The 16,831-nt window shown below is 50.8% G+C and carries 18 protein-coding genes; 13 read left to right on the top strand and 5 right to left on the bottom strand.

From position 1 onward, the window contains the following. The first annotated feature begins 45 nt into the window (after positions 1–45). The 4 genes from JK216_RS01275 to htpX all read left to right on the top strand — a co-directional run bounded on the left by JK216_RS01275 (position 46) and on the right by htpX (position 4,495). Positions 46–546, top strand: a complete 501-nt coding sequence (locus tag JK216_RS01275; protein WP_212708252.1) for a GAF domain-containing protein — start codon at positions 46–48, stop codon at positions 544–546. A 95-nt stretch (positions 547–641) separates the two neighbouring features. Then, the gene (gene proQ, locus JK216_RS01270; protein ID WP_212711502.1) at positions 642–1,322 is read left to right on the top strand and encodes an RNA chaperone ProQ; all 681 of its coding nucleotides are present in this window, start codon (positions 642–644) and stop codon (positions 1,320–1,322) included. 19 nt (positions 1,323–1,341) lie between these two features. After that, the gene (gene prc, locus JK216_RS01265) at positions 1,342–3,375 is read left to right on the top strand and encodes a carboxy terminal-processing peptidase (RefSeq protein ID WP_212708254.1); all 2,034 of its coding nucleotides are present in this window, start codon (positions 1,342–1,344) and stop codon (positions 3,373–3,375) included. A 238-nt stretch (positions 3,376–3,613) separates the two neighbouring features. After that, complete coding sequence (htpX, locus tag JK216_RS01260; RefSeq protein WP_212708255.1) at positions 3,614–4,495, top strand: protease HtpX; 882 nt, start codon at positions 3,614–3,616, stop codon at positions 4,493–4,495. A 31-nt stretch (positions 4,496–4,526) separates the two neighbouring features. Here htpX and JK216_RS01255 read toward each other — a convergent pair whose 3' ends face one another. After that, the gene (locus JK216_RS01255; RefSeq protein WP_212708256.1) at positions 4,527–4,781 is read right to left on the bottom strand and encodes a YobH family protein; all 255 of its coding nucleotides are present in this window, start codon (positions 4,779–4,781) and stop codon (positions 4,527–4,529) included. Between the two features lie 206 nt (positions 4,782–4,987). Between JK216_RS01255 and JK216_RS01250 the strand changes: the two genes are divergently transcribed. From JK216_RS01250 to JK216_RS01230, 5 genes are all read left to right on the top strand, one after another. Further along, positions 4,988–5,284, top strand: coding sequence for a YebO family protein (locus JK216_RS01250; RefSeq protein WP_212710229.1), 297 nt, complete (start codon positions 4,988–4,990; stop codon positions 5,282–5,284). 585 nt (positions 5,285–5,869) lie between these two features. After that, the gene (locus tag JK216_RS16985; RefSeq protein WP_343876709.1) at positions 5,870–5,983 is read left to right on the top strand and encodes a DUF2627 domain-containing protein; all 114 of its coding nucleotides are present in this window, start codon (positions 5,870–5,872) and stop codon (positions 5,981–5,983) included. A gap of 42 nt (positions 5,984–6,025) precedes the next feature. Continuing rightward, the gene (cspE, locus tag JK216_RS01240) at positions 6,026–6,235 is read left to right on the top strand and encodes a transcription antiterminator/RNA stability regulator CspE (RefSeq protein ID WP_001062678.1); all 210 of its coding nucleotides are present in this window, start codon (positions 6,026–6,028) and stop codon (positions 6,233–6,235) included. Positions 6,236–6,373: 138 nt separating this feature from the next. Next, positions 6,374–7,192: a 23S rRNA (guanine(745)-N(1))-methyltransferase gene (gene rlmA / locus JK216_RS01235; protein WP_212711503.1), complete on the top strand. Its 819-nt coding sequence runs from the start codon at positions 6,374–6,376 to the stop codon at positions 7,190–7,192. Between the two features lie 274 nt (positions 7,193–7,466). Continuing rightward, positions 7,467–9,029 carry a TerC family protein gene (locus tag JK216_RS01230; protein ID WP_212708259.1) on the top strand — a complete coding sequence of 521 codons (1,563 nt, stop codon included), beginning with the start codon at positions 7,467–7,469 and terminating at the stop codon, positions 9,027–9,029. A 45-nt stretch (positions 9,030–9,074) separates the two neighbouring features. Here JK216_RS01230 and JK216_RS01225 read toward each other — a convergent pair whose 3' ends face one another. From JK216_RS01225 to pabB, 3 genes are all read right to left on the bottom strand, one after another. Beyond that, positions 9,075–10,439 (bottom strand): L-serine ammonia-lyase, encoded by a 1,365-nt coding sequence (locus JK216_RS01225; RefSeq protein WP_212708260.1) that lies wholly within the window; start codon positions 10,437–10,439, stop codon positions 9,075–9,077. A 136-nt stretch (positions 10,440–10,575) separates the two neighbouring features. Beyond that, positions 10,576–11,139 carry a CoA pyrophosphatase gene (locus JK216_RS01220; RefSeq protein ID WP_212710228.1) on the bottom strand — a complete coding sequence of 188 codons (564 nt, stop codon included), beginning with the start codon at positions 11,137–11,139 and terminating at the stop codon, positions 10,576–10,578. Continuing rightward, positions 11,129–12,508, bottom strand: a complete 1,380-nt coding sequence (gene pabB, locus JK216_RS01215) for an aminodeoxychorismate synthase component 1 (protein WP_212708300.1) — start codon at positions 12,506–12,508, stop codon at positions 11,129–11,131. The genes JK216_RS01220 and pabB overlap by 11 nt, the downstream gene beginning before the upstream one ends. Before the next feature lie 112 nt (positions 12,509–12,620). Between pabB and JK216_RS01210 the strand changes: the two genes are divergently transcribed. Then, positions 12,621–12,818, top strand: coding sequence for a YoaH family protein (locus JK216_RS01210; protein ID WP_212708262.1), 198 nt, complete (start codon positions 12,621–12,623; stop codon positions 12,816–12,818). Positions 12,819–12,829: 11 nt separating this feature from the next. Here the strand turns inward: JK216_RS01210 and JK216_RS01205 are convergent, their stop codons facing one another. Then, a complete protein-coding gene (locus tag JK216_RS01205) occupies positions 12,830–13,174 on the bottom strand; it encodes a RidA family protein (protein WP_212708263.1) in 345 nt (114 codons plus the stop codon). Positions 13,175–13,296: 122 nt separating this feature from the next. On the opposite strand from JK216_RS01205, the gene JK216_RS01200 reads away from it, so the two are divergent. From JK216_RS01200 to JK216_RS01190, 3 genes are all read left to right on the top strand, one after another. After that, positions 13,297–15,213, top strand: a complete 1,917-nt coding sequence (locus JK216_RS01200) for an ATP-dependent DNA helicase (protein ID WP_212708264.1) — start codon at positions 13,297–13,299, stop codon at positions 15,211–15,213. 144 nt (positions 15,214–15,357) lie between these two features. Then, complete coding sequence (gene tsaB / locus JK216_RS01195) at positions 15,358–16,068, top strand: tRNA (adenosine(37)-N6)-threonylcarbamoyltransferase complex dimerization subunit type 1 TsaB (protein ID WP_212711504.1); 711 nt, start codon at positions 15,358–15,360, stop codon at positions 16,066–16,068. 61 nt (positions 16,069–16,129) lie between these two features. Beyond that, entirely contained in the window at positions 16,130–16,729 is a 600-nt protein-coding gene (locus JK216_RS01190) for a Slp family lipoprotein (protein ID WP_212711505.1), read from the top strand. Positions 16,730–16,831: the final 102 nt, after the last annotated feature.

Below are 16,831 nucleotides of genomic sequence, written 5' to 3'. Positions count from 1 at the left end.
CTGCATGGAAGACGATAATATTTTGTTAATGTATATGGTTGGTGTATGAGCAAACAAGCATTTTATGATGAGCTTAACCGTGATTTCGCGGCATTAATTGCTGCTGAAAGCTCATTTCTGGCAGTGATGGGTAATTGCAGTGCGTTATTATTTGAGCGGTTATCTGAAGTTAACTGGGCCGGTTTTTATTTACTGACCGAACCGGATACACTGGTCCTCGGGCCGTTTCAGGGCAAAATAGCCTGTGTGCGAATTCCTGTTGGTCGTGGTGTTTGCGGTACAGCTGTTGCAGAAAATACCGTGCAACGGGTTGCAGATGTTCATGCCTTTGCCGGACATATTGCCTGTGATGCAGCCAGTAATTCAGAAATCGTATTACCTGTAGCTGTTAACGGAAAGGTTATTGGTGTGCTGGATATTGACAGTATCGCCTATGATCGTTTTGATGCTGAAGACGAAAAAGGTTTGCGCATTTTGACCGAAACCCTGTCTGCCGCCTTGTCTGAGACAAAAATTGAAAGATTTTTGCAACATAACGGCAGCTAATTGACAGGATGCATAGCATTTAGCAACGTTGTCATTATAATGGCGCCTGTTCATGCCTTCTTTGGTCGGCAAAACCGTTGTAATCAGGAAATTTCATGGAAAATCAACCTAAGTTGAATAGCAGTAAAGAAGTTATCGCCTTCCTGGCAGAGCAATTCCCTCAGTGTTTTTGCACTGAAGGTGAAGCAAAGCCCCTGAAAATTGGTATTTTTCAGGATATCGTTGAACGTGTACCTGGCGATTCAAATATCAGTAAAACCCGGTTACGTTCAGCGTTGCGTTTGTATACCTCCAGCTGGCGTTACCTGCATGGCATTAAGGCCGGCGCAACCCGTGTAGACCTCGATGGTAATGCGTGTGGTGTACTGGATGAGCAGCACGTTGAACATGCCCGTAAGCAGTTGGAAGAGGCGAAAGCCAGAGTACAGGCTCACCGTGCTCAGCAGCGTGCGCGTAAAGCGGAAGCCGGAGAAGAGGCGACCGAACAACGTAAACCGCGTAAAGCTGCCCCGCGTAAACCCGCGTCTGACGATACCCCGCGTAAACCTCGCAACAATGCCAGCAAATCTGCCAGCAAGCGCAGCCCGCAGACAGATTCTGCGCCTCGCCAGCCGGTGACAGATACGTCTTTATTGCAGACAGGTCAGGCGATTAGAGTTAAAGCCGGACAAAATGCAATGGATGCAACGGTGCTTGAAGTATCTAAAGAGGGTGTTCGGGTTCAGCTTTCATCCGGCATGGCAATGATAGTACGCGCAGAACACTTGCAGTTCTGAAACGGAGAGTGACCAGGGCATGAACACCTTTTTTAAGCTGAATATCATTGCCGGCCTGCTGTTTGCAGGCCAGGCATTTGCGGCAGATACTATTACCCGCGAAGATCAAATTCCGGTTCTGCATGAAGAACCGCAGCAGGTCACTGTCAGTGAACGGGTAACCACCCGCTTCACTCAGTCCCATTACCGGCAGATTGATCTGAACAGTGATTTTTCGAAGAAAATCTTCGACCGTTATCTGAATATGCTCGATTACAACCATAATGTATTGCTGGCCTCTGATATTGCGAAGTATTCAGATCAGGCGGCAACGGTGGGTGATGAGCTGAAAAGCGGTAAACTGGATGTTTTTTATGACCTGTTCAATCTCTCTCAGAAACGTCGTTTTGAACGCTATCAGTATGCGCTGGACGTTCTGAAACGCCCGATGGATTTCACGACAAACGAAACCATCAATCTTGACCGCAGTAAAGCTCCCTGGCCAACATCAACCGCGGAGCTGGACAAACTGTGGGATGCTAAAGTCAGATTTGATGAGCTGAACCTGAAACTGACGGGAAAAACCGAGGCAGAAATCAGGGACATCCTGACCAAACGCTATAATTTCGCTATCCGGCGTCTGGCGCAGACCAATAGCGAAGATGTTTTCCAGCTGGCGATGAACGCCTTTGCACATCAGATTGATCCGCATACCAACTATTTATCACCACGTAATACCGAGCAGTTTAATACGGAGATGAGTCTGTCTCTGGAAGGCATTGGTGCGGTGTTACAGTCCGATGATGACTATGTAGTGATTAACTCTATGGTTGCCGGTGGCCCTGCGGCGCGCAGTAAATTGCTGTCAGTCGGTGACAGAATTGTCGGGGTCGGGCAGCCAGGTAAACCGATTGAAGACATTATCGGCTGGCGTCTTGATGATGTGGTCGAAAAAATTAAAGGCCCGAAAGGCAGCCGTGTCCGTCTGGAAATTCTGCCGGCCGGTAAGGGCAGTAAGACACGCATTATTACTCTGACGCGAGAAAAGATCCGCCTCGAAGATCGTGCCGTACAGATGTCGGTACATCAGGTCGGCACCCATAAAGTCGGTGTGCTGGATATTCCCGGCTTCTATGTCGGCCTGACGGATGATGTTAAAGTACAGCTACAAAAGCTGGAAAAACAGCATGTTGACAGTATTGTTATTGATTTGAGAACCAACGGTGGCGGAGCTCTGACTGAGGCTGTGTCTCTTTCCGGACTATTTATTCCTTCCGGGCCGGTGGTGCAGGTCCGCGATAATACCGGTAAAATTCGTCAGGACAGTGATACAGACGGAATTGTTTACTATAAAGGTCCGCTGGTGGTATTGGTGGATCGCTTTAGTGCTTCGGCGTCAGAAATTTTCGCGGCCGCGATGCAGGATTATGGCAGGGCATTAATTGTCGGTGAACCAACCTTTGGTAAAGGGACGGTTCAGCAATACCGTTCTCTGAACCGTATTTATGACCAGATGCTGCGTCCTGACTGGCCGCCACTGGGGTCGGTGCAATACACTATTCAGAAATTCTACCGCATAAACGGCGGCAGTACTCAGCTGAAAGGGGTAACCCCTGATCTGCTGATGCCTACCGGGGTTGAAGCAGTGAAAACCGGTGAGAAGTTTGAAGATAATGCGTTGCCATGGGACAGTATACCGGCCGCGTCTTACCATAAAACCGGGGATATCAAAGAGTATCTGCCGAAATTACTGGCTGAACATGACGCCAGAATCGCCAAAGATCGTGAGTTCCAGTATATCCTTCAGGATATGAAACGTTTCGATGCGATGAAAGATAAAATTGATATCGTTTCCCTGAACTACGCTGAGCGCGAGAAAGAAAATAAACAGGATGACAGCCTGCGTCTGGACAGAATTAATGCACGCCTGCAGGCTGAAGGTAAAAAGACCTTAACCAGCCTCGATCAGCTGCCTAAAGACTATAAAGCGCCAGATCCGTATCTGGATGAGGCGGTTGATATAGCCAATGATCTTGCTCAGCTGGAAGCAACGCAGCCAGCCCCTGCAAAATAAGGCAGTGTCTTTATAAAAAGCACCGGTTATCCGGTGTTTTTTTTTGCCGGTAATTCTGCTGCTGAAAATAACAGCGTTATTATGTCAGGAATTGCCGGAGGAGTGCTGCGATATGTCGTTATCAGTGTAAAGTTATGTCTTTTCAAGGGTTCCGTGCGGTTGCACTCTTGAAAACCGGTGTAATGGACATAGGATATGTGGCAGAAACCTGCGTTAAAAATGAGGATAATAAACGTCTATGATGCGTATAGCTCTTTTCTTACTGACTAACCTTGCAGTAATGCTGGTGTTTGGTCTGATTCTTAGCCTGACCGGCATTCGTTCCAGCAGTGTCCAGGGGCTGATGATCATGGCGGGTCTGTTTGGCTTTGGCGGTGCATTTGTCTCGCTGCTGATGTCCAAATGGATGGCATTACGTTCGGTGGGGGGAGAGGTTATTCAACAGCCGCGCAACGAAACCGAAAACTGGCTGATGTCGACGGTGGCACAACAAGCCCGCCAGGCTGGTATTGCGATGCCCCAGGTGGCTATCTACCATGCACCTGACATCAATGCTTTTGCCACCGGTGCAAGGCGTAATGCATCGCTGGTCGCGGTATCAACCGGACTGTTACAGAATATGAACCGTGATGAAGCCGAGGCGGTACTGGCCCACGAAATAAGCCACGTGGCTAACGGTGACATGGTGACCATGACGCTGATCCAGGGAATTGTTAACACCTTTGTTATTTTTATTTCGCGGATCATTGCGCAGCTCGCAGCAGGCTTCCTGTCATCTGATCGCGACAGCGAGGAAAACAGTAACGGTAATCCTTTAGTCTATTTTGCTGTTGCTACAGTGCTGGAGCTGGTGTTTGGTATTCTGGCGAGCATTATTACTATGTGGTTTTCGCGCCATCGTGAATTCCATGCTGATGCCGGTTCAGCGAAGCTGGTAGGCCGTGAGAAAATGATTGCGGCATTACAGCGGCTGAAGACCAGCTATGAGCCTCAGGAACCTGGCAATATGATGGCCTTTTGCATTAACGGAAAAGGTAAATCTCTGAGTGAGTTATTTATGTCTCATCCGCCGCTGGATAAGCGTATAGAGGCTTTACGCCGCGGTGATTACCTGAAGTAATCCTGAGCTGTCCGCCGGACTTACCGGCGGACTAGTCCCTTGCCAGTGGATTGCTCTGATAGTCAGCCGGAGTCTCTCCCGGCTCTATCCACGGACAACTGGATTTACCGATGACACCGCTGTCTGACTGAAGGTAATGAGAGACGGTAAGCCCTTTTGCCGTCAGATACTGGCAACGTAATCCTAATCCTGCCGCAATTTTTTGACTGCCTGTCAGTACCCCGTAGCCACTGAGCAGCATCCCCAGCCAGATAATAGTCAACACTAAGACACTGCGTACTATCATATGTTTTCACCTCTGTGTTTAAGGTAATCGTTGTGCTACTGCGTCAGCATGCGGTAACTGTTTGCAGAAAGGGATCAGAGATAACTGAAATATTTCTGTGGCAAACCGCGCGCAGGCACCTGACAACGGATGATCATTTCTGTTTCCCGGAGTAGAATCAGCGTTTATATTTTTAGTCAGTAATTCGGGTGTATTGAGGCATAGGTATGAACGATTTTTCATTGGGGGAAGGGCCATTTCTGTTACCGGTGCTGATTGCCGCAGCAGTTATTTTTGCCCTCATTATCTGGTTTTTTGTTAACCGTGCCAGTGTCCGGGCTAATGAACAGGTACATCTCCTTGAAGCTCTTTTGCGTGAACAAAAAAAGCAGAATGCGTTACTTAAACAGTTAGTCACACTGCATACTCCGCCGGAGGCCGAAATTACCGGGTCCCCGACAGAAGAATCCCTTTTCCGGGAAACGGAAGAAAATGGCTATATGAAGTTTGTCCCTGAACGCTGACTCGCCGGGGATGCTCATTATCCGCGTGATCCCGGTAAAGTACGATGTTGTAGCCGTCACCGCACACGGTCAGCCGGCCGGTAAATTATCCGGCCTCAATTCTGCGCGCCGGTATTACACAGAGAATAACGGCAAGCTGTTTTGAGAGACTGACAGTATCTGGTTAGTTATTTTTGTTCTGACATCATAATAAAAAAATATAACCGTGGCTGACAGTTTTATCGCGGTATTATTTCTGTCATGTACTGTTATTATAATTATACAGTCACTGAATTTGATATGGCGATTAACGTGGTTTTATTTTTATCTGTGAAGGGTCCGTTAACCGGTAAATATATTTATAAAATTGAACATTCACTGATGACAGTTAGCACTTTTTGCCCATTAAAGGTTGCTGAGAGTTATTAAGGGTTTATGGCTGTTTTTTTGTACGCCTCCTGTGGCGGCGGGGCGTTCACGGTGATTAAAGCGTGTTTTACATCAATAATTATGCGTTCTGTATCACTAAGGTATTAAAAATGGCTTGCCATTAATTATGGGATATGTAATAACAATTCATAGATTAATCGAGGTACGATTCTGTTTATGTATGGCATTTTCAGTAGAGAAGAGATGAGTAAAGACGTTATCGTTAGAACTGCTTCCTTTGCCGAACCTGATATTAGTGCCTCATTCAGTAAGTCCCGCGTTTTTCTGTAACACAGCCTTCGGGCAAAATAAACATTTAAAGGAATTTGCAAAATGGCAAAGATTAAAGGTCAGGTTAAGTGGTTCAACGAGTCTAAAGGTTTTGGTTTCATTACTCCTGCTGACGGCAGCAAAGATGTGTTCGTACACTTCTCTGCAATCCAGGGTAATGGTTTCAAAACTCTGGCTGAAGGCCAGAACGTAGAATTCGAAATTCAGGACGGTCAGAAAGGTCCTGCAGCAGTTAACGTTACTGCTATCTGATAAGCGAATATCTTTTTCAGGACAGACTCCTGAAATAAAGAATTTCGAAACCCCGCTCTCTGAGCGGGGTTTTTTACTTTAGACTCCGCCAGTGAACAGGTACACTGCCCGCTGTTTTTTTTAACGGGGTAATCTCAGGTGTATATTTGTCCTTTATGTCATCAGCTGCTGCAACAGCAGAACGGTGGCTGGCATTGTGCCAGTAATCATCATTTTGACCAGGCTAAAGAAGGGTACGTTAATCTTTTGCCGGTGCAGCATAAAGGCTCGAAGACGCCGGGAGACAGCCCGGAAATGATGCAGGCCAGGCGCTGCTTTCTGGAGCAAGGGCATTACCAGCCAATGCAGCAGGCAGTCACAAAGGTGCTGGCAGAACATCTGCCACAACCGGATGTACAGATCCTCGATATTGGTTGCGGAGAAGGGTATTACACGGCCGATATCGCCCGGCATTTCGGAACACGCCCTGATGCGGCTGTGTTCGGGCTGGATGTGGCCAGAGTGGCAATCAAATCTGCGGCTAAGCGCTATAAAAATATCCGGTTTTGCGTGGCATCCAGTTACCGGCTGCCTTTTGCCGACCACAGTCTGTCTGCCGTATTACGCATTTATGCCCCGTGTAAAGATGAAGAGCTGGCAAGGACGATTATGCCGGGAGGGTATTTACTCACAGTGACTCCCGGGCCACGGCATCTGCAGCAATTGAAAGCACTTATTTATTCCGAAGTACAGTTACATGAAGATCGTGAACATCCGCTGGCAGAGTTTGTGGCCGTGAAAGAACAACGTCTGAATTACCCGATGACACTCGATGCTGATGCAGCAACAGCACTATTGCAGATGACGCCTTTTGCGTGGCGTGCTTCTCCTGAGGTCTGGCAGACTCTGGCAGACAGCGATAATTTCCACTGTGCTGCTGACTTCTGTCTGCGGTTATGGCAGCGTAAGCCACTCTGAACGTATAGTAATGTTATTCAGTTTGTAAATGTAAAAATTCTTTTTGACGGCGTGGCTGTAACTGATAAAGTAAACTTCTGTATTAATTTTAAGGAGTAATGGGCTTAGCCCGGTTTATGGATCGTCACCGACGCCGTTCAGTCTTTCCTGAGTTGCTGTGCAACCCCGGCAGATCATTTATCATCCCCTGTAGTTTCACCGCTTTTTCAGCCACACCGGCGTTAATCCGCTGGCAAGGTGTTGTTCCGGTATTTTTTCCAGCGGAGAGCCATTAATGGAAATATTTATGGACCCTTCTGTCTGGGCTGGGTTACTGACACTGATTGTTCTTGAAATTGTACTGGGCATCGACAACCTGGTCTTTATTGCCATTCTGGCCGATAAATTGCCACCACGGCAACGTGATAAGGCGAGGGTGATTGGCCTGAGCATGGCCCTGGTATTACGCCTTGGTTTGCTGTCATTAATTTCATGGATGGTCACGCTGACCCGGCCTCTGTTTTATCTCGGGGATTTTGGTTTCTCCGGCAGAGACTTAATTATGCTGGCAGGGGGAATCTTTCTGTTATTTAAGGCCACGACGGAACTGCACGAACGGCTGGAAAATATGCCGGAATCAGAAGAAGGCAATAAAAGTTATGCCAGCTTCTGGGCCGTGGTAGCCCAGATAGTGGTGCTGGATGCGGTCTTCTCTCTGGATGCGGTGGTGACAGCGGTGGGAATGGTCAGCCACCTGTGGATTATGATGACCGCCGTTGTGATAGCCATGGGGCTGATGTTACTGGCCTCAAAGCCGCTGACAAAGTTTGTCAATGCACATCCGACAGTCGTCGTTCTGTGCCTCAGTTTCCTGCTGATGATTGGTCTGAGCCTGGTGGCTGAAGGATTTGGTTTCCATATTCCGAAGGGATATCTGTACGCAGCTATTGGTTTCTCGATAGTGATTGAAATGTTTAACCAGATAGCCCGTCGTAATTTTATACGTCATCAGGCACGCCGGCCAATGCGCGAACGGACTGCGGAAGTTATCCTGCGGCTGATGGGCGGGCGGCAAACCCACGCTCAGCCAGTGACCAGTACTCCGGCTGAAATAAGTCTGCCTGTTACCGAATCGTTTAAAGATGAAGAACGCTATATGATTAACGGGGTTCTTACCCTGGCATCGCGTTCTATCCGCAGTCTGATGACTCCCCGTGGTGAAATTTCCTGGGTTAATGCCGAAAGTCCGATTGACGATATTCGTCAGCAATTACTGGATACTCCCCACAGCCTGTTCCCGGTCAGCCGTGGTGAACTGGATGAAATTATCGGGGTAGTTCGCGCGAAAGAATTGCTGGTCGCCCTCGATCACGGGGTTGATATCGGGCAGTTTGCGGCAGCGACGCCGGCAATTATTGTACCGGAAACCCTTGATCCTATTAATCTGCTGGGTGTTTTGCGGCGAGCGAAAGGGAGCTGTGTTATCGTCAGTAATGAGTTTGGCGTCGTGCAGGGGTTAGTGACCCCGCTGGATGTACTGGAGGCGATCGCCGGTGAGTTCCCGGACGAAGATGAAACCCCGGATATTATCCCGGACGGTGATGGCTGGCTGGTAAAAGGGGGAACCGATCTGCACTCGCTTGAACAGTTGTTTGATGTGCATTATCTGGTTGAATCCGGAGAAGATCATGCGTCACTGGCGGGGCGGTTAATCAGCCAGAAAGGCCAGATCCCGCAGACCGGAGAAGTGATAGACATTAACGACCTGCACTTTACCATCGTCCGGGCCACGGATTACCGTATTGATTTGGTCCGGATTACCCGTGACCCGCAGAACCACGATCAGGACGCCGGATAATCTGTCCTCCCCGCGGCGTTACCGCGGGGAGGATGTTACTGCTGGTCAGTCACACTGTACTTTTATTGCCAGTCCGCCACGTGATGTTTCGCGATATTTGGCGTTCATATCTTTCCCTGTTTCATACATTGTCTCAATAACCTTATCCAGGGATACTCTTGGCTCACTGGTCCTCCGTAAAGCCATACGTGCGGCATTAATCGCTTTCACCGAGGCGATAGCATTACGTTCGATACAGGGGACCTGGACCTGACCAGCGACCGGGTCGCAGGTCAGTCCCAGATTATGCTCCATACCGATTTCTGCGGCGACGCAGACTTGTTCAGGACTGGCCCCCGAAAGTTCAGCCAGACCGGCGGCGGCCATTGAACAGGCGACCCCGACTTCGCCCTGGCAGCCAACCTCTGCCCCGGAAATTGAGGCATTCATTTTATACAGAATACCAATAGCCCCGGAGGCCAGAAAGTAACGCAATGCCACTTCGTTATTGACCGGTGAGATAAACTGATCATAGTAGGAAAGTACCGCCGGGATAATGCCGCAGGCGCCGTTGGTCGGTGCCGTAACGACGCGACCTCCGGCGGCGTTTTCTTCGTTAACCGCCAGGGCGAACATATTCACCCAGTCAATAACGTTCATCGGGTCGGTTGAGTTTTTGCTGCCCGAGATGAGTAACCGGCGCAAGGCTGCGGCACGTCGTGGTACCCGCAACGGTCCCGGCAGTACGCCTTCGGTATTTAATCCCCGGTCAATACAGGCCTGCATTGTCTGCCAGACGCTGGCAAAGTAATGACTGATATCGTCACGGCTATGTACTGCCAGCTCATTCTTCATCACCAGCCCTGACACGGAAAGCCCGGTAGTATGGCAACCGGACAACAGTTCTTTGGCTGAATTAAAAGCATAGGGCACCTGTACATTCTCTAACGTCGACTGGCCAAATTGCTGTTCATCGACAATAAAACCGCCACCGACCGAATAATAGGTTTTTTTCAGCAGACAGTAGTCTTCGTTCCAGGCGGTCAGGGTCAGGCCATTTTCATGTAATGGCAAATTATCGCTGCGGAAGACCATGCCTCCTTCACGGGGGAAATCCACTTCGTGCAGCCCGCCGGCGATCAGCAAACGCTGACGCTGATTAACATCGGCGACAAAAGCCGGGATAGCATCAATATCTACCGTATCCGGGGCCGCCCCGGAGAGGCCCATAATAATAGCGATATCCGTATGGTGACCATGACCGGTCAGGGACAGGGAGCCATAAACATCCACTGCGATACGGGTGGTCTGATATAATTTTTCTTCGGCTATCAGTGTATCGACGAACTGTTTGCCAGCTTTCATCGGCCCTACCGTATGAGAACTTGAAGGGCCAATACCTATTTTGAACATGTCGAAGACACTTATCACAACCAAAACTCCCGTACTAACCATCTGCAGCGCAATAAAAAAACGGTATGCTTACTGAAGCACCGGCCTGATCGCCGTCACCGTTGTAAATATCTGTATTAATATATATTACCACTTGCTCCGCAGAACGAGGGGACTATTTACCGAGTATTTGCCGGCCAAAATCGCGGAGTATACCCGCGGTCATTCCCCAGATAACATGCGGCTGATAACCGGAGAACCAGATTTCTGCGGGCTGGCCACGGCGGATGACATTCAGAGAAGAAAAATGGCGGCTGTGCAACCAGGGCAGTAACGGGATTTCGAACACCCCGGCAACTTCACCGGCGTCAAGTGTTATCGGCAGGTCTGCGGGCAGGATAGCAACAAATGGGGTCACTCTGAATCCTGTCTGGCTGCTGACTGCGGGTAACTGACCGATTATCTCTATATTTTCTCTGCTCAGTCCCAGCTCTTCGGAGGTTTCACGTAATACGGTGTCGTATAAATGACGGTCACCAGGGTCGCGTTTACCTCCCGGAAAGGCAACCTGGCCCGGGTGATGACGCAGGTGATCGGCGCGGCGGGTCAGCAGTAAAGCCGGTACTTGCCTGGCAATGACCGGTAACAGCACCGCGGCCTCGCGGCCCCCGGCGCTGTCCGACTGACTTCGCGGGGGAAGCTGTAACAGGAAACGCTGACGAAACTGTTCAATATTCATCAGTGCTGATGGCCGATAATGTTTTCAGTGCCGGCAGGATCCGTTGCAGCTTATGCAGTGTTTCCTGGTATTCGTCCTGCATAACACTGTCGGCAACAATGCCGCCACCTGCGGTACAATACAGTTGTTGTTGTTCGGCGATCAGGGTACGGATGGTGATATTGGTGTCCATTCTCCCGCAGCGGCTCAGATAACCAATACTGCCACACCAGGCATTACGCCGGTGAGGTTCCAGTTCATCAATGATTTCCATGGCACGGATTTTCGGGGCTCCGGTAATCGAGCCACCGGGGAAACAGGCCCGTAACAGGTCGGTGTTGCTGGTGGTGGCGGGTAATGTGCCGCGGATGGTGCTGACCAGATGGTGAACCGCAGGAAAAGGTTCAACCACAAAAAGTTCCGGTACATTGACACTGCCCGGTTCGGCCACCCGGCCAATATCATTACGTAGCAGGTCAACGATCATCAGATTCTCGGCGCGATCTTTTTCCGCGGTTGCCAGTTGCTGTGCCTGCTGTTGATCTGCCTGCGGGTCGTCCATCCGCGGACGGGTTCCTTTAATCGGACGGGTTTCTACGCGACGGTCGCTGACCTGCAGAAAACGCTCCGGGGACAGGCTCAGCAGGCAACTGTCCTCTAACCGCAGAAATGCACTGAAGGGCGCACGGTTTTGCTGGCTTAAGTATTCAAAGGCCTGCCACTCACAGCCCTGGTATGCGGCCTGAAAACGTTGTGCCAGGTTGATCTGGTAACAGTCTCCGGCACGGATATAGTCATGTACCCTGGCGAAGCACTGCTGATACTGAAGATATGACAGATTACTTTTCCAGTCAGATAACAGTCTGAACGGTGCCCGCGGCGCGGCCTGCTGTTGCTGAAGCCAGTGCAGGCGTTGCCGGACATCCCCGAGGCTGACCAGAGTAAGGCGTTGTTGTTGATGATCTGCTATCATGGCCCAGTCATAGATACCGACGGCCATATCGGCGGTAGACAAATCACGGGTTGCCTGCTGCGGAAGGCGTTCAAAACGCCGGCCTAAATCATAACCGAACAGACCGAGCGCTCCGCCGCAGAAAGGCAGCCCGGCGTCCGGGGTCGTTACTGCAGGCAGTTGTTCCAGCGCCTGTTGCACCAGTGTCAGCGGGTCATCCCCTGATACCCGGCAATGGCCCTGCTCGGTAATTTTTGTCTCCGGACCATGGGTGGTCAGAGTGGTCAGCGGAGCAGCACTCAATATATCAAAGCGATTATCGCGATGCTCGGCGGCTGCAGAACTCAGTAACATCGCCCAGGGCTGATCCGCAATCGGCGAGAACCAGTGATTGATGGCAGTGGGTGAATATTCCAGAGAAAGTGTTTTCAGAGTCATAAACGTCAGGCAATAGCGGGAATTTGGCGCTAAGCCTGACATATTTTTTTATTACTGACACCAGTTATCTTCTCTGCAACAGAAGGTCGCTGGCTGGCTGACAGAGGTTGATATGTTTAATGGATTACCGGCACTTTCCCGCGAGCAGCAGCAACAGGCGGTAGAGCGTATCCATCAGCTGATTGCTGAAGGTATGTCGAGCGGTGAAGCTATCGGCGTAGTTGCGGCCGAAATTCGTGAAACGCACCAGGGCGGACAGAGCCTGGCACGTTTTGAAGATGAAGATGACGAAGATGAAGACGAAGAGTAATCGCCCGGCGATTACAGTGCGGCGATAATTTTAATTTCCACTTTATATTTCGGATGCATCAGTCCTGCCAGTACCGTGCAGCGCACCGGTGCATTATCCGGTGATACCCACGCATCCCATGCCTGATTCATTGCCTCAAAATCGGCTTTATCGGTCAGAAAAATGGTGGCATCAAGAATTTTACTTTTGTCTGAGCCGACGCGGGCCAGTAATTTGTCAATCACTGCCAGTGCATCGGCGGTCTGAGCAAGGGCATCGCCGTCGAGGTTTTCAGGGACGCTGGTATAGTAGACCGTTTGCTGGTAAACCACAGCTTCTGACATGCGGTGCTCAGGATCGATTCGGGTGATAGTCATGACTTGCTCCTTTAATTTTTCGGCCCTCAGCCTGCCATATCAGGGGGAATATGTCATCCCCGGTAGTCCCTGTGGCAGATTACTGACATAATCAGCCCGTTTAATGTAATTCCGGAGGCGATGTGAGTGATGATTTTTCCCCCGGCGGGGTACTGACCCATGCTATCCGTGGCTTCCGGCCACGTGAAGCACAGCGGCAGATGGCCCTGGCGGTGGAACAGGCAATAGAAGACGGCAGTGAGCTGGTGGTGGAAGCTGGCACCGGCACCGGAAAAACCTATGCCTATCTGGTCCCGGCATTACGTTCGGGCAAAAAAGTCATTGTCTCCACGGGCTCCAGAGCGCTGCAGGATCAGCTCTATAGTCGTGATTTACCCGCTATTGTTAAGGCACTGGCATTTACCGGTAAAACGGCAATCCTCAAAGGCCGTGCCAATTACCTGTGTCTGGAACGTATGGATCAGCAGAACCTGTCCGGCGGTGATTTACCGGTTCAGTCGCTGACTGACCTGGTCAGTGTCCGTGGCTGGTCATCAGCGACCGTGGACGGGGATATCAGTCATTGCGGCACTGTTGCTGAGGACAGCCCGTTGTGGCCGCTGGTGACCAGTACCAACGATAACTGTCTGGGCAGCGATTGTCCGCGTTATAACGACTGTTTTGTGGTTAAAGCCCGTAAACGGGCTATGGATTCAGACATTGTGGTGGTTAACCATCACCTGTTTCTGGCGGATTTGGTGGTGAAGGAAAGTGGTTTTGCTGAGCTGATTCCGGATGCAGACGTCATGATTTTTGATGAAGCCCATCAGCTACCGGATATTGCCAGCCAGTATTTCGGGCAGCAGATTTCCGGCCGGCAACTGCAGGACCTGGCAAAAGATATCATTATTGCCTACCGTACTGAGGTCCGCGATATGCAACAGTTGCAAAAGGCGGCCGACCGGCTGTCTCAGGCCAGCCAGGATTTCCGGATGATCCTTGGCGACCCGGGGTTTCGCGGTAATTTACGGGAATTATTACAGCAGCAAAATGTGGCGCGGATGCTGGTGCTGCTGGATGATGCCCTGGAGCTGTGTTACGACGTGATAAAGCTGTCGCTGGGGCGTTCTGCGCTGCTGGATGCGGCTTTTGAAAGGGCGGCTCAATACCGGACACGCCTGAAACGTATCAGTAATACGGATCAGCCTGGTTTCAGCTACTGGTATGAATGTTCATCCCGTCATTTCACCCTGGCCCTGACGCCCTTATCGGTGGCTGAAAGGTTCCGTGAAGTCGTCGATGCGAGAAAAGCCTCGTGGATCTTTACCTCTGCGACTTTAGCGGTAAATGGCAAAATGGACCATTTCGCCGGGCGGCTCGGGGTTAACGGTGCCAGGCAGATGATCCTCAACAGCCCGTTCGATTATGCCCGCCAGGCCTTATTGTGCGTGCCACGTAACCTGCCGGAGACCCGGCGGCCGGGGGTAGCGAAGCAACTGGTGAAAATGCTGGCCCCCTTAATTGAAGCTAATCAGGGACGTTGTTTCTTTCTTTGCACCTCGTATCAGATGATGCGCGAACTGGCCGCGGAGTTCCGCCAGGTGCTGACATTACCGGTATTATTGCAGGGTGAAACCAGCAAAGGACAAATTTTACAGCAGTTTATTGAGGCCGGTAATGCCTTACTGGTGGCAACCAGCAGTTTCTGGGAAGGGGTGGATGTCCGGGGGGATGCGTTATCGCTGGTGATTATCGATAAACTGCCTTTTACGTCACCGGAAGACCCGCTGCTGAAAGCCCGTATGGAAGACGCCCGGCACCGGGGTGCCGATCCTTTTGATGAAGTGCAGCTGCCTGATGCGGTGATCGCTCTGAAACAGGGGGCAGGCCGGTTAATTCGTGATGAAACTGATCGTGGTGTGTTGGTAATCTGTGATATGCGTTTGGTTTCACGGCCTTACGGGGCATTGTTTATCAATAGCCTGCCGGATTGCCCGCGTACCCGCGATTTAGGGGCGGCTGAGCAGTTTATCAGGGCCGGGCGGACGCTGTCCCGCTAGCATTTTATTGCGAATAACGTTCATTTGTCAGCGCAATGACAATTATACTGTCTGTTGCGGATAGGCAACAGACAATGAAAACGGACTGCTGGCGCGTGACTGTGCGGCAGGTTAAGACTTCACTTTTATTAATTACAAAAAATTATGCAAGATATCTCAAAACTTAAGTTACTCGCCCTGGACACGGCTACAGAAGCCTGTTCGGCGGCTATTTTTAATCAGCAACAGCAGGATGCCCGTTTTGAGATCGCTCCGCGTGACCATACACGCAGAATTTTGCCGCTGGTCTCTGAGTTACTGGAAGGTCAGCAACTGACACTGACCGATCTGGATGCGCTGGTTTTTTGCCGTGGTCCGGGCAGTTTTACCGGGGTACGTATCGGTATCGGCATTGCACAGGGACTGGCTCTGGGGGCCGATTTACCGATGATTGGGGTATCGACCCTTGCTACCCTCGCCGAAGGCGCCTGGCGTGGCCAGCAGGCAAGCCGGGTGCTGACGGCGATTGATGCACGGATGGGTGAAGTTTACTGGGCCGAGTATCAGCGTGATGCTCAGGGAGAATGGCAGGGCAGTGAAACTGAGCAGGTGCTCAGTCCGCAGCAAGCGCAACAGCGTATGCAACAGTTATCGGGGGCATGGGTGACTGCCGGGACAGGCTGGCAGGCTTACCCGCAACTGCAACAGGAGCATTGCCTGCAACTGACGGCCAGCGACGCAGAACTGCCGTGCGCAGCAGACATGCTGCCGCTGGCGATTAATCAGTGGCGTAAAGGCGCATTATCTGATGTCGCCGCGATTGAACCTGTCTATTTACGTAATGAAGTGACATGGAAAAAATTACCGGGCAGATAAGGTTTGGCTGCAACCGGTGATAATTTGTGCTGTCTGACCCTGTAATATTCAGGAGATTACTATGTTTAGTTTGAGTAAGGGATGTCCGGCACTTATGCTGATGTCCGTGTTATTGCTGGCCGGATGCGTCACCGTGCCTCAGAGTATTCGTGGTATTTCACCTCAGCCACAGCAGAACCTGTCACAGGTTATGAATGCCCCGCAGTTATACACCGGCCAGGAATCACGGTTTGGCGGCAAAGTGGTTCAGGTGATCAACCGAAACGGTCTGACCCGTATCGAGCTGGCCGTACAGCCTCTGGATGACAGCGCCCGGCCAGTACTGGGATCAGCCACTGTTGGCCGAATTTATGCCGATATTAACGGCTTTGTTGACCCGGTTGATTTCAATAACCAGTATCTGACGGTACTGGGGAATATCCGCGGTACGGAGAAAGGAAAAATAGGCCAGGCCAGTTATGATTTTCTGGTCATTAATGTCACCGGCTATCAGCGCTGGCGACTGGCCAGTCAGGTAATGACCCCGCCGATGCCAATAGACCCCTGGATAGGGTATGGCCCGGGGCCGGGGCATTACCGGCATGGATACCCGGGCGGAAACCCCTGGTGGGGGTTTTATAACCCGGGTCCTGCACCGGTACAGACTTATCTGACCGAATAGCAGAAAGCTGACCGGAAAGCCCGCAGTCCGGATTACTGCGGATTTTCCGGATCATACAGAGGGTGGCGGATATCCCGTACAGTGACTATCGGGCACGTCAGT

Origin of the sequence: Tatumella sp. JGM94 (assembly GCF_018257595.1) — a bacterium.
Lineage (GTDB): Bacteria > Pseudomonadota > Gammaproteobacteria > Enterobacterales > Enterobacteriaceae > Tatumella > Tatumella punctata.
This window is presented reverse-complemented; position numbering and strand designations above follow the sequence as displayed.